Consider the following 12864-nt stretch of genomic DNA (forward strand, 5'->3'; position numbering starts at 1 on the left):
TCAGGCCTCCGGTGTTTCGGTGGTTTCGCCGACCAGCCGCAGATAGGCGTCCTCGAAGGTCGGGGTGCGGCGGCCGACCGCCGACGGCGGGAGCCCGGCGTCGGCGACCAGGCGCACGATGCGGTCGTAGTCGGCGGGGAAGGTCCCGGCGAGCTCCAGCCGGCCGGGCCCGCCGGGCAGCCGGGTCAGGCCGAGGCCGTCGAGCCGTTCCTCGATGCCGGCGGTCCGGTCGCCGCCCGGGGCCGGGAGGTCGACCGTGAAGGTGGACGGACCCGCGTGCGCCTCGGTCAGCCGTGCCGGTGCGTCGAGGGCGACGATCTCCCCGGCCCGCAGCACGCCGACCCGGCCGCACAGCGCCTCGACCTCGTCCATCGCGTGCGAGGTGAGCAGCACCGCGACGCCGCGGGCGGCCAGGTCGAGCACCGAGCGCCAGGTCTCCCGGCGCTGGTGCGGGTCGAGGCCGGTGGTGAGCTCGTCGAGGACGACCAGGCGGACGTCGCCGATCTGGGCCAGGGCCAGGGCGAGGCGCTGGCGCAGGCCTCCGGAGAGGTCGGCGACCTGGCTGCGGCGGCGGTCGGCGAGGCCGAAGGTCTCCAGCAGCGCGGCCGAGGAGCCGGGTGCCCGGTAGATCGCCTCGTACAGGTCGCACAGTTCGCCGACCCGGGCCCGGCTGGGGAACTGCGACTCCTGGAGCTGCATGCCGACCAGGCGGGTGACCGTGCCGCGGTCGCGGCGGGGGTCGTGGCCGCAGACGGCGATCGTGCCGCTGCGGGCCGGCCGCAGGCCGCCCACCGCCTCGACGATGGAGGTCTTGCCCGCGCCGTTCGGTCCGACCAGCCCGAACACCTCCCCGGGAGGGATCCGGAACGAGACGTCGCGGACGGCGGTGAAGGAGCCGTAGGCGACGGTCAGCCGGTCGACGCGCACCACCGCCTCGGGATCGGACTCCGGCTCCGTCGTCGCCGGGCCCGCGGACGGCTGGTTGGTGGTCACAGGCTGAGCCTCCCGGAGGTCGTGCGCGCTCCGGGGGCGGAGGCGGCGCTGAGGTTGGTGTAGAAGCCGGCGAACGACATGTGCAGCACCAGGGCGGGCAGCACGCCGCCGGTGGCGGTGGTGAGGAGTCCGCCGACCACGCCGAGGGTGAGGCTGGAGGCGCCCAGCACGTACGCCTGCACCCGGGTGGAGACCAGGGCGACCTGCCCGGCCGCGAACAGGCCGGTGCTGAGGGCCAGGGCGAGGACCGGGCCGCCGCCCAGCGCCCCGAGCCCCAGCAGGACCACGCCCCGGAAGAGCACCTCCTCGAAGAGTGCCGCGGCTGCCGGGACGATCCACCGGTAGTGCCGGGGCAGGGCGAGGATCGAGGCGATCCACTGGATGTGGGCGATCTCGCCGGGGACGTCCACCCGCGGGTCGGCCCGGTAGAGCAGCGACACGCACAGGATGTTGGCGCTGGAGGTGCCGAACACCGCCAGCAGCAGGGCGAGCGCCGTCCCGGGCGCGGGCGGGGCGAACAGCCGGTGGAACGCGAGCGGTGTGGCGGCCAGCAGCGCCGTCAGGGCCAGGGCACCCAGCACCAGGTACACCGCCGTGCCGAACACCGCGAAGGCCGCCTCCGGGCGCAGGCCCGTCCGGCCGGCGAGCCACAGGGCCGTCCGCCGGCGGCGCGCCGGGTCGTTGAACGGCAGCCGGTACAGCGCCAGCCATCCGGCGACGACGGCGGTGCTGAGCGCGGCGAAGGCGGGCACGCTCATCCGGCCGCCGCCCGCCGGCCGGTCGCGCGCCCGCCGCGTTCCTGACGGAGCGCCAGCGCGACGACCGCACCGTTCTGGGCGAGGTGGGCCGCCAGTGGCACCGCGAGGCTGCCCGACACCACCGCGAGCAGGCCGAAGACCGTCCCGGACACCGCCTTCTGCACCACCGCGAGGCCGCCGAAGAACAGGTGGCCGACCGCGTACGCCACGGCGGCCGCCCCGACCGCGACGGCGACCGGCAGGCGCAGCCGCTCGTGCAGGACCCCGATCCACAGGCCCCGGTACAGCACTTCCTCCACGGCCGCGGTGACCAGGACGGCGGCCGCGTAGCCGCCGCCGGCCGGGCCCGCGCCACGGTGCACGGCGAGCCGCGGCAGGCCGGTGCCGTCCAGCAGCCGGGGCACCGCGCCGACCGCGAACTCCGCACCGACCAGCGCGACGCCGACCACCACCGCCGCCGCCAGCCAGGGCGCGCCGGCCCGCCAGCCGGTCAGCGTGTCCGGGACGAAGCCGCCGTCGGCCGCGACGGCGACGGCGAGCGCGGTCACCGCCAGGTACGCGGCGGGGGCGCCCAGCGTCCCCCACCGCGCCGCCCGTCCCCGGTCCGCGCCTGCTCCGGCACCCGGACCCACGCCCGCTCCGGTACTCGCGCCCGCACGGGCCGCCGGGCCGAACGCCGTCGCGACGCGGATCAGTTCGGCGGGCGCGACGGTGGCCACCAGCACCAGCAGCTCAAGGGAGCGGGTGTGGGACCACATGGGTCACGCCCCCATGGCTCAGCATCCGCGGGTGGCCCTTGGGCGGGAAGCCGGGCAGGCACATGCTGAGCAGCTCCGGGACGACCACCCGCACCACCCGCCAGGGGGTGTCGGCCAGCTCCGGCGGGGTGAAGTCCAGGTAGCCCGCGAACTCGCTGACGCCCCCCAGGTCCGCCAGCAGCCGGTGGATCGCCGCCGTGTCGTCGTCCGCGTAACCCGGGATTCCGGCGAACCCGACCCGTCCGTGCACGCGGCTCTCCACCGCGGCGAGCTTGCGCCCGGCCTCCCCGGGGGCGGCGAACCAGAGCACGTTGGTGTCCAGGTCCGTGTACGCCGAACCGTTCTGCGCGAAGTGCACGTTGGGCAGGTCGAAGACCGTGCTGAACATGCCGATGCCGAGGATCGCGGTCGCCTCGGCCGCTCCGCGCAGCAGGGCCCGCCGCGGATCGGGGTCGGCCTGGAGCCCGAACGCGATGTACGGCAGCTTCCCGTCCCGGCGCACCAGGGTCACCCCGATGTTCGGCAGCGGCAGCTCCGGCCGGGTCAGCAGGCTCGCCCGGACCTCGTACGGGCCGTCGGGCGGGAGGCCGGCCGCCGCGAGGAGTTCGCGGCCGTCCGCGTCCAGGTCGACGAGCGGCGCCTTGGCGTCGGTGTACCAGTTGAGGATGAACGCGTCGATCTGCACGGCCTCCACGAGGGCGCCGAGCAGCGCCCTGTCGAGCGACACGTGGGCCGCCGTCCCGGTCGAGAAGGACGGGGTGAACATCCGGTCGCCCGCCCCGCCGTCGCTGCGGAAGCCGAGGAAGACCAGTTGCGCCGGCAGGTAGACCTCCTCCCCCGGGCGGGTGAGCGACGGGCAGGCGATCCACGCGATCACGTCGTCCTCGGTCGGCGGCTCCGGCGAGTAGCGGTGCATCATCCGGGCGATCCGACGCTGCTGCTCGCCGTCGAAGATGCCCAGCAGCTCCAGCGGCAGGCAGCGGTGGCGCGAGGACAGGGTGCGGTAGGAGGCGTACTCGATCCGGTCGGCGAACAGCGGCATCGCCATGATCGCCGCGTAGCGTTCCACCGCCTCGCCGGTGAGCCGGGTCAGCGCCTCCTCGTTGGTCGCACCGTAGCCGGCCAGGTGGTACTGCATCTGCATGTGCGGGTCGTCGAGCGCCAGGCGGTGGTACTGCGGCATCGCCGCGGTGGCCGAGCGCAGGTAGGGCTCGCCCTCGACCGCGGCGACCGACACCAGCATGCCGGGCAGGATGCCGCCCTGGTTGCCGCCGATCCGGCCGTACCGGGCGAGCGCGTCGGCCATCCCGGGGTGGCCCAGGAGCGGGATGCCGCTCATCGGCCCCCTCCGAGCGCGTCGCGCACGTGCCGGTCGACGACGACCCGGCTGGAGAAGTTGATCTCCCGCACGATGTCCCGGGCGACGTGGCCGCAGGCCGGACAGGTCCCGATCCGCAGCACGTCCTGTGCCTGGATCTCGTACGTCGGCAGGTAGATGCTCAGGGCCCGGCCGAGGAAGCGCGAGGTGCCGAGCGAGCGCAGCAGCACCGCCTCGTTGACCAGGTGGGCGCAGAGCAGCGACTCCACGCCGTTCGCCCGCCCGGTGCCGCCGGCGGCGGTGGCCCCGACGAAGGCGTGGTAGCCGATGTGGTCCTCCAGCCGGGCCAGCGAGCGCTGTTCGAAGCACTCCAGGCAGCCGGTGCGCGGGCTGTCGGCGCCGACGACGGTGGCGAACGGGCCGTCCACCAGGCCGACCACCACCGGCTTCTCCAGGTGGCAGGCGAGCCGGTTGAGATTGCGCAGTGCCAGGACCGAGCCCTGCCCGAGGTGGACGACCAGCGAGTCGCAGTGCTCCACGGCGGCGCTCAGCCGCTTCATCGCGTCCGCCGCCGGCAGGCCGCCCATGCCGGAGGTCAGGTCGGCGCCGCGCAGCCCGTCCAGGAAGTCGGCCGGCAGGAGCTCCAGCGGCAGGCCCAGGCTCTGCGCCTGGCCGCTGACGTAGGCGGCGGCGCTGGGCGAGTCGGCCGCGAAGGCGACCGTCGCCTCGGCGGACTCGCCGGCGCCGTACAGGTCCAGGTTGCCGAGCAGGGCCCGGGCCATCTCCCCGCCGCGCGCGGACGGCCGGTCGAGGGCGAGGAACCCGGCCTGCCGCAGCTCGTTGACGGCCAGTTGCAGGTTGGCCCGCTCGACGGGGGTCAGGTCGGCCGCGTCCGCGAACGTCCCGTCGGCCGGCTTGCCGGCCGCCAGCGTCTCGAACAGGGCGGTCATCGCGGCCCGGACGGCGGGCGACTCGGCCCGCAGGTCGACGTTCACCTCGGAGAAGTTCCAGATCCCCCAGCGCAGCCGGACGACCCCCGGCTCGACGGCGAGGAGGCGGACCGAGGTCGCGAGGACCACTCCCGGATCGGAGGGTGCGAGGGTCATGGCTCAGGCCTCTCCGTGTCCGAGGAGCGTCAGGTGCACCACGTGGCGCGACGTGCCGTCGCAGCCGAGGGTCTTCTCCAGGGTCTGCTTGTCGTAGCCGCCCTGGTCGCAGCCGATCATGCCGAGCGAGGTCCGGGCCAGGTGCACGTTCTGCGAGATCCCGCCGACCTCGATCAGCGCGAACACCAGCCCGCTGTCGCCGTACTTCTGCGAGTTGGCGTACAGCTCGTAGACGTAGACCAGGGCGAAGGCGACCTTGTCGAGCTCCACGTCCGCCGTCCACAGCTGCCGGCTCAGGTCGACCGGCTGCGGGTCCGGCCGGTACGGGAAGAGGGTGTGACTGTGCGGCTGGTACTCGTACGCGCCGGGGGCCAGCCCCTTCACGTGCTGGGCCAGCACCGCCAGCCGGACCGGGTAGAGCCCGCCCCCGGAGGGCGAGTTGCGCAGCGCCACCGCGGCGTCGCCGTCCTGGGCTGTCGGCACGGGCAGGCTGCCCGAGATCCCCTGGGCGTGCCACAGCACCGTGGCGAGCTCCACGAGCGAGGCCGGCCGGCCCGAGAACTGCCGTCCGCTGCGCCGCGTGGCGACCGTGTCCGTCAGGCCGCTGCGCAGTCTTCGGTGCACGGGCAGGGCGATCGCCCCGTCCACCCGCTCCTGGAGGTCGTTGTGCGCGCTGGACAGGACGGCGTCGTGGCCGTAGAACCTCGACACTCCCAGCTGCATCCCCAGGTCCCGGCCGCTGCGGCGGTGGTTGAGCAGCAGTTCCTCACCCACGAAACCGTGCACGGCCGGATTCCACCGGCCGCGCACCACCGACTCGGGCGCCCGCACCACCGTCGTCGCGCTGTACATCGACACGGAGGTGTGCTGCTGGCCGAAGGCCGCCACCGTCGCCAGGTGGCTGTTGCGGCTCAGGTGGTCGGAGACGGCTTCCTGCGAGTCCTTCAGTGACATCTCGGCCTTTCGCTCGGCGGGGGTGGCGCACGCGAGGGCGGGTTGCACGGTTGGTCGGGCATCGGGCATCGGGCATCGGGCATCGGGCGGGGTCGGGCGACCCCGCCCGACCTGGTGCGACTACCAGCTGCAGCACGAGCTGCAGCAGCAGTTTCCGCCGCCACAGGTGGTGCTGGCTCCCGGAGCCACCTGGACGAACGCGCCGCCGGTCGCGGTGCTGCCGACCTGGCTGGAGAAGCTCAACATCTTTCCCTCACCTCCCGTCGAGGGTGTGGAGGAGGAGGATCCGGCCGGCTGGCCGGCTCAAAACGTAGCAGCCGTCACAGCGGCGGGGGAACGGGTGTGCGGGGATTCAATTACCCCCTGGTAGAGCCGAGTTGACTAGGTGTTACCTATTGACCGGGGAGGATCGTTCCCGGCCGGTCCCGGTGCGGAGCAGGTGTCCGCGTGTCGCTCGGCGGTGCGGCGGGGGTGCGGTGCGGCACCATGGGCGAGTAGCCCGTCGAGGGCCGTGCGGAGGTGGCGATGAGGGTCGTGTTCGTGCACGGGGCGTGCGTGCGGGACGGGTCGTGGTGGTGGCACCGCACCGCCGGGCTGCTGCGGGAGCGGGGGGTGGCGAGCGTGGCCCCGGCGCTGCCGAGCTGTGGCGAGGCGGGCCGGCCCGGCGGCACCGGCGGGCCGGGGCTGCCCGAGGACGTCGCCGCGGTGCGGCGGGTGCTGCTGGACGGCGACGAGCCGACCGTCGTGGTCGCCCACAGCTACGGCGGCATCGTCACCGCGGAGGCCGCCGCGGGTGTCGGGTCGGTCCGTCACCTGCTGCTGGTCTCCAGCTACCTGCCCGAGGTCGGGCAGAGCCTGTCGGACTTCGGGGACGGCACCCCGGCCCCGTTCCTCGACGTCGACCCCGGGGCGGGCACCTTCGGGGTCCGTCCCGAGCTGCTCGTGGACACCTTCCTTCAGGACTGCGCCGCCGAGGTCCGGCTGCAGGCGGCGGACCACCTGGCCCGGCAGAGCGTGCGGGTGACGGGGCAGCCGGTCGGGGCGGCCGCCTGGCAGCGGCTGCCCTCGACGTACCTCGTCTGCGCCCGGGACCGCGGCACCCCGGCGGCGCGGCAGCGCGAGTTCGCCCGCCGGGCCGGCCACGTCGTCGAGCTGGACGCCGGCCACCACCCGTTCCTGTCCCGGCCCGACGCCGTCCGGGACCTGGTGCTGGGCCTCTGACCGCGCGGCGGGGGCCGCGGGGGGTACCGCGGGGGTGCCCGTCAACACCGGTCTCGGGGATTCACCCGGTCCGCCCCGCTTGGCCTGCGGCAACGGGGGCAGACGGGCCCCGGAAGCCCGGTCCCGGGAACCCGGGCGGCACAGCGAGGAGTGGATCGTGGTCGAGGTCAACGGTGTGGTCGGCGTGTACGGATCGATGCGGGACGCCGAGGAGGCCGTCCGCATCCTGCTCGAACAGGGAGTCCCCGCCGGTGAGTTGTCGGTCATCGGCCAGGAGCTGCGGAGCCAGACCGAGGTGCACGGCTTCGTCTGCGCCGACGACGGCAGCGACAGCTGGACGGGCGGCCTGTTCGGCGTCCTGAGCGGCACCGCGCTGCTGCTCGTCCCGGAGGTCGGGCCGCTGCTGGTGCTCGGCCCGCTGTCGGCCGGTGCCGTGGCCGCCGCCGAGGACGCGGCCCGCGGGGGCGGACTGGACACCCTGCTGGGGCACTTCCTGGCCGAGCGTCACGTGCCCGGCTACGCGCAGCACGTCCAGGCCGGCAGCTACCTCGTGGTGCGGCACGGCCCCGGCGCCCCGGACGGCGCGTTGGTGATGCAGTACAACACCACGCCGGTGGCCGAGGTCGAACGCATCGAGGACCTCGTCCCGGCCCAGCTGAGCGGGTCCCGCGTGCACTGATCTCCCCGCACCGACCCCCCGCACCGGGCGGCTCCCGTCGGGTCCTCGCCGGACCGCGGAGGCATGACAGGCCGTCCGGGCGGGCAGACGGAGCCGGGGCACCAACGGCCGGGGCGGGCGGGGACGGTAGGTTCCCCGTGCGACGGCATCGGAGCGAGGAGGCGGACGTGGCCCAGCAGCAGGGCGGGACGGAACAGCACGTGGACCTGGTGGGGTACCGGGTCGACGCGGTCGACGGCCACGCCGGCCGGGTCGACCGGCACTCGGCGTACCTGGACGAGCGGCACATCCTGGTGGACACCGGGGTCTGGGTGTTCGGCAAGGAGATCAGCGTGCCGATGTCGGCCGTCGCCGACGTGGACGAGGACGGCCGCACGGTACGGCTGGACCTGACCAGGGAGCAGCTCGAACAGTTGTACCGGGACCAGACCGCGGCCTACTTCCCCACCGGGAGCTGACCCGGCCGGCGCCCGGCTCCCCGGCAGGGCCTACCCCTTGACCGCCCCGGCGGTCAGGCCGCCCGCCAGGTGCCGCTGCACGAGCAGGAAGAACACCACGACGGGCAGCGCGACGATGGTGGATCCGGCCATCAGCGCCCCGTAGTCGGTGCCCTCGGTGGTCACGAAGTGGGTCAGCCACAGCGGGACGGTGTGCTGGTCGGGGGTGCCGAGCAGGAAGTACGCGAAGAGGTACTCGTTCCAGGCCAGCACCATCGCGTACACCGAGGTGGCGACCAGGCCGGGCAGGGCGAGCGGCAGCACCACCCGGCGGAACACGGCCGCCCGGCCGCAGCCGTCGACCATGGCGGCCTCCTCCAGCTCGCGCGGGACGGCGGCGACGAAGCCCCGCAGCGTCCAGACCGCGAAGGGCAGGACGAACGCCAGGTAGGTGACGACCAGCCCGGGGATGCTGTCGGACAGGCCGACGTCGCCGAGGGTGAGGAAGATCGGGATCACCAGGGCGACGTGCGGCACCATCTGGACCAGCATCACGGCCGCCACGTACAGCCCCCTGCCACGGAAGCGGAAGCGGGCGACGGCGAGCGCCGAACCCAGCGCCACGGCCATCGCCAGCACCACGGTGGCGCCGGTGACCACGGCGCTGTTGCGGACGGCGTGCCAGAACAGCGGGTCGGCGGTGACCTGGGCGAAGTGCTCCCAGGTCGGCCGGCGCGGCCAGAACCGGGGCGTGGCGGCCCGGATCTCGGCACCTGGTTCGAACGCGGTGAGCGCCATCCAGTACACCGGGAACGCCCAGACGGCGGCGACGGCCAGCCCGAGCACGCAGAGTGCGGCCGTCCGGGCCGGGCGGCCCGCCGTCCGGCGCGGGACGGGGTTCACGGGGTTTCTCCGATCCTGGCGATCTGACGCAGGTGGGCGACCATCACGCCGAGCAGCAGCAGGACGGTCAGGACGGCGGCCGCGGAGGCCAGCCCGTAGTCGTGGCCGGCGTAGGCCTTGACGTAGGAGTAGATGCCGAGGGTGTAGTAGTCCTCGCCGGGCGCGCCCTGGCGCAGGATCCAGATCTGGTTGAACACCTGGAAGTCCCAGATCACCGAGAGCGTGGTGAGCAGCGCGAGCAGCGGCGCGAGCAGCGGCAGGACCACCGAGCGCAGCAGCCGCCAGGCGCCGGCGCCGTCCATCCTGGCCGCCTCCAGCAGTTCGGCCGGGATCTGGGCCAGCCCGGCGTAGAGGGTGACGGCGATCAGCGGGACGGCGCCCCAGACGACCACGGCGGTGGCGACCGCGAGGCCCTGGGTGGCGTCGGCGTACCAGTTGTGCGGGCTGATGCCGAGGGCCCGGTTGACGACGCCGGAGTTGTACTCGGTCATCCAGGCGAAGATCTCGGTGGAGACGAAGGTCGGCACCGACCAGGCGAGGACCAGGGCGCAGGTCAAGGTCGCCCGGCACCAGCCCGGCAGCCGCCGCATCAGCAGGGCGACGCCCAGGCCGACCGCCATCGACATCCCGGCCATCGCCGCGGTGAGCACGACGGTGCGCACCAGTACCGTCCGGAACACCGGATCGGCCAGCAGGGCGGTGTAGTTGTCCGTCCCGACGAAGTCGGGGCCGTGCGCGCCGAAGATCTGCCGGACGCCCCAGTGCTGGAAGGACAGCACCACCACCCGGCCGAGCGGGTAGGCGAGGACGCCGAGCAGGACCAGTACGGAGGGCGCGACGAGGAGGTAGGGGGTGCGGTCGGTGCGGCGCCGGGACGGCGCCGCGGCGGCGCGGGAGCGGGCCCGGGCCGGCGCTTCGGGTGTGGTCACCACGGGTTGGGGTTCCATCCGTCCGGTGGGGGCGGTGCCCGCGCGGGGGCGCGGGCGACGGCCTCAGGTGGGGGTGTTGAGGAGGGCCTCGATCTTCTTGCCGTACGCCCTGGTGGCGTCCTCGGGGGTGGCCCGGCCGGTCGCGATGGCGACCAGCATCTGCTTGACCAGGTTGGCCTTCTCGACGGCGGCCCAGTTCTCGGCCGCCGGGACGCTCCAGCTGTGCTCCAGGCCCTGGAAGTAGCCGGCGCGCTGCGGGTCGTCCGAGGTGAGCGTCGTGGTGTTGGCGAGGAAGCCGCCGGCCAGGAACTCCTTCTCGCGGGCGGTGGCGGTGAACCGGCGGGTCCACTCGGTGGCCCACTGCCGGTGCCGGCTCATGGCCGGGACGGCGAGCACCGAGCCGCCCAGGTACGGCGGGACGACCTGTCCGGTCCGGGCCGGGCTGGGCATCGGGAAGGACCCGATGCGGTCCTTGAGCGCCGGGTCGCCCTCGGGGCCGAAGACCTTCACCAGCTGGCCGTTGGTGCTGAAGGACATCGCCGCGGTGCCCGCGGCCAGGGCCGGTGCGGCGCCCAGGTCGTTGGCGGTGCGGTCGCCGCGCATGCCGGCGTCGACGAGGGACTTCCAGTTCTTCAGACCGGTGATCGCCGCCGGGGAGGACAGCTCGGACCGCCACCGGCCGTCGGGGCCGCGGGAGGCGATCGCCCCGCCCGCGTCGAGGACGAACGGCAGGGCGCCGTAGGGGTGCTGGCCCGGCAGGTAGAACGGGGAGAAGCCCTGGTCGTCGCGGTGTCGTTCGGCGAGGGCGGCCACCGCGGACCGCAGCTCGGCCCAGGTCGCCGGGGGCCGGGTCACGCCGGCGTCGGCGAGCAGGTCCTTGCGGTAGACGACCGCGCGGGTGCCGCCGTAGTAGGGCACGCAGTAGAGCTTCCCGTCGAGGTGGCAGGCGTCGGCGAGGCCCTTCTGCCAGTCGGCGGAGTTGTCGAACTCCGCGGTGCGCGGCGCCAGGTCGAGGAAGGCACCGGCCGCGTTGTACTGCGCGGTCTCGCTGGTGCCGAGCTCGATCACGTCGGGGACGCGGCGGGCCTGGGCGGCCGCGTCGAACTTGGACAGGTGGTCCGTCCAGGCCTGGTAGGCGACGCTGACCTGCACCTTCGGGTACGCCCGGTGGAACTCCGCGGTGGCGGCCTCGACCGACTTCGGCCACAGGGTCCGGGCGTCCGTCTGCAGCCAGACCGTCAGCGTGCCGGCGGCGTCGGCGGGTTCCTGGGCCTCGCCGGCGCCGGTGAGCCCTCCGCAGGCGGCCGTGCCGGCGAGCGCCAGCACGGCGAGCAGGGCGCCGGGGGTCGGACGTCTCATGGGTGGTCCCGTTCTGCGAGGGGGTGGCGCGGGCGGCGGCGCCGGGCACCACCGCCGCACGCCGGGCTCCGCCACTGAACCTCTAGCGCGCCCATGCCCCGCAGTCGCGGAAGCGCGCCGAGTGAGGCGGGGGTGAAACCGCCGGGGCGCACGCGGACGCGTCAGGCGACGCCGCGGATGCGGTGGACCAGGGCACCCGCCAGCAGGGTGACCGCGGCGGTCACCAGGTACAGGCCCGGGTAGCCGCCGAGGTGGGCGACGACCGGGGCGGCCAGCGCGGGGGCGAGCACCTGGGGGGCGGAGTTGGCGATGTTGATCACGCCGAGGTCCTTGGCCCGGTCGGCGGCGGCCGGCAGGACCTGGGTGACCAGGGCCTGGTCGACCGCGAGGTAGACGCCGAAGCCCGCGCCGAGCACGGCCGCGGCCAGCACGGTGGCCGGCCAGGTGGGGCAGAACGCCAGGATCAGTGCGGCGCCCGCCATCACCACGCAGGCGAGGGCCACCGGCGCGCGCCGCCGTCCGGTGCGGTCCGAGACCAGGCCGGCCGGGACGGCGGTGAGCAGCGCGGCGGCGGTGTAGACGGCGGTGAGGACCAGCACGCCGTTCTCGGGGGCGGGGTGGTGGACGGCGTCGGTGAGGTAGTAGAGCAGGTAGAGCGTGCCGGTCGCGTTGCCCAGGTTGATCAGGAACCGGGTGGCGAAGGCCCAGGCGAAGTCCGGGTACCGGCGGGGGCTGACCCAGTAGCCGGTGGTCAGCGTCCGCCGGTCGAGCGGCGGGCGGGCGGTGCGCGGCAGGACGGGGTCGGGGTGACGCAGCACGAACGGCAGGGCGAGCAGGACGGCGAGGCCCGCCGTGAGCGCGTACCCGGGCAGCACGCCGGTGACCACGACGGTGACCAGCAGGGCGCCGACCACCAGGCCGAGCGACTGGCTGATGCCCGTCCAGGCGGAGACCTGGGCGCGCTGGGCGAGCGGGACCTGGTCGGCGACGGGCGCGGTGACGCCGGCCAGCATGGCGTTGAGCCCGGTCTGGGCGAGGCACCAGCCGGCGGTGATCCCGGGCAGGCCGTGCCGGGTGGCGGTGAGCAGCAGGCCGGCGGCGCCGAGCAGGGCGCCGCCCAGGATCCACGGGCGGCGGCGGCCGTGGCGGGAGGCGGTGCGGTCGGAGAGGGCGCCGGCGAGCGGGTTGACCACCATCGCGACGAGGGCGCCGGCGCCGGTGACCCAGGCCAGCAGTTCGGCCTTGCGGGCGGGGTCGAGCCGCTCCAGCTGGAGCGGGAGCAGGATCTGGATCGGGGTGAAGAAGCCCATGAAGACGGCGAGCGAGGCGAGGCTGAGCGCGGCCGTCCAGCCGGCCGTGACGCGGTGCTCGGGCTCGGCCAGGGCGGCCGGGCGCGGTTCGGTTCCGCCGATGACGTCTCCCCGGGAAAGACGAGCCTTGCTCAAGTTC

13 protein-coding genes are annotated in these 12864 nt (G+C 74.6%); 3 read left to right on the forward strand and 10 right to left on the reverse strand.

From position 1 onward, the window contains the following. Genes ACIOFR_RS15355 through ACIOFR_RS15380 form a run of 6 tightly spaced genes read right to left on the reverse strand, consistent with a single transcriptional unit; the run spans position 1 to position 5887 of the window. Positions 1-993, reverse strand: a complete 993-nt coding sequence (locus ACIOFR_RS15355; protein ID WP_400996784.1) for an ABC transporter ATP-binding protein — start codon at positions 991-993, stop codon at positions 1-3. Then, entirely contained in the window at positions 990-1751 is a 762-nt protein-coding gene (locus tag ACIOFR_RS15360) for a type II CAAX prenyl endopeptidase Rce1 family protein (RefSeq protein ID WP_400996786.1), read from the reverse strand. Before ACIOFR_RS15360 ends, ACIOFR_RS15355 begins: the two co-directional genes overlap by 4 nt. Further along, positions 1748-2509, reverse strand: a complete 762-nt coding sequence (locus ACIOFR_RS15365; RefSeq protein WP_400996789.1) for a type II CAAX prenyl endopeptidase Rce1 family protein — start codon at positions 2507-2509, stop codon at positions 1748-1750. Before ACIOFR_RS15365 ends, ACIOFR_RS15360 begins: the two co-directional genes overlap by 4 nt. Next, positions 2484-3848, reverse strand: a complete 1365-nt coding sequence (locus ACIOFR_RS15370) for a YcaO-like family protein (protein WP_400996792.1) — start codon at positions 3846-3848, stop codon at positions 2484-2486. Before ACIOFR_RS15370 ends, ACIOFR_RS15365 begins: the two co-directional genes overlap by 26 nt. After that, a complete protein-coding gene (locus ACIOFR_RS15375; RefSeq protein ID WP_400996794.1) occupies positions 3845-4933 on the reverse strand; it encodes a hypothetical protein in 1089 nt (362 codons plus the stop codon). Before ACIOFR_RS15375 ends, ACIOFR_RS15370 begins: the two co-directional genes overlap by 4 nt. A 3-nt stretch (positions 4934-4936) precedes the next feature. After that, on the reverse strand, positions 4937-5887 hold the full coding sequence (locus ACIOFR_RS15380; RefSeq protein ID WP_400996797.1) for a SagB/ThcOx family dehydrogenase: 951 nt from the start codon (positions 5885-5887) through the stop codon (positions 4937-4939). A 525-nt stretch (positions 5888-6412) separates the two neighbouring features. Here ACIOFR_RS15380 and ACIOFR_RS15385 point away from each other — a divergent pair. The 3 genes from ACIOFR_RS15385 (at position 6413) to ACIOFR_RS15395 (ending at position 8245) form a co-directional block, all read left to right on the forward strand. Then, positions 6413-7108, forward strand: a complete 696-nt coding sequence (locus ACIOFR_RS15385) for an alpha/beta fold hydrolase (protein ID WP_400996799.1) — start codon at positions 6413-6415, stop codon at positions 7106-7108. A gap of 157 nt (positions 7109-7265) precedes the next feature. Continuing rightward, positions 7266-7787, forward strand: a complete 522-nt coding sequence (locus tag ACIOFR_RS15390; RefSeq protein WP_400996802.1) for a hypothetical protein — start codon at positions 7266-7268, stop codon at positions 7785-7787. A gap of 167 nt (positions 7788-7954) precedes the next feature. Beyond that, the gene (locus ACIOFR_RS15395) at positions 7955-8245 is read left to right on the forward strand and encodes a PRC-barrel domain containing protein (protein WP_400996804.1); all 291 of its coding nucleotides are present in this window, start codon (positions 7955-7957) and stop codon (positions 8243-8245) included. A gap of 30 nt (positions 8246-8275) precedes the next feature. On the opposite strand, the gene ACIOFR_RS15400 is transcribed toward ACIOFR_RS15395, so the two are convergent. The 4 genes from ACIOFR_RS15400 to ACIOFR_RS15415 form a co-directional block, all read right to left on the reverse strand. Beyond that, the gene (locus ACIOFR_RS15400) at positions 8276-9127 is read right to left on the reverse strand and encodes a carbohydrate ABC transporter permease (protein ID WP_400996807.1); all 852 of its coding nucleotides are present in this window, start codon (positions 9125-9127) and stop codon (positions 8276-8278) included. Next, on the reverse strand, positions 9124-10056 hold the full coding sequence (locus ACIOFR_RS15405) for a carbohydrate ABC transporter permease (RefSeq protein WP_400996809.1): 933 nt from the start codon (positions 10054-10056) through the stop codon (positions 9124-9126). Before ACIOFR_RS15405 ends, ACIOFR_RS15400 begins: the two co-directional genes overlap by 4 nt. Before the next feature lie 63 nt (positions 10057-10119). Continuing rightward, complete coding sequence (locus tag ACIOFR_RS15410; protein ID WP_400996811.1) at positions 10120-11415, reverse strand: extracellular solute-binding protein; 1296 nt, start codon at positions 11413-11415, stop codon at positions 10120-10122. 161 nt (positions 11416-11576) lie between these two features. After that, entirely contained in the window at positions 11577-12860 is a 1284-nt protein-coding gene (locus ACIOFR_RS15415; protein WP_400996813.1) for an MFS transporter, read from the reverse strand. Positions 12861-12864: the final 4 nt, after the last annotated feature.

This window comes from Kitasatospora sp. NPDC088346, assembly GCF_044740765.1.
Taxonomy (GTDB): Bacteria; Actinomycetota; Actinomycetes; order Streptomycetales; family Streptomycetaceae; genus Kitasatospora.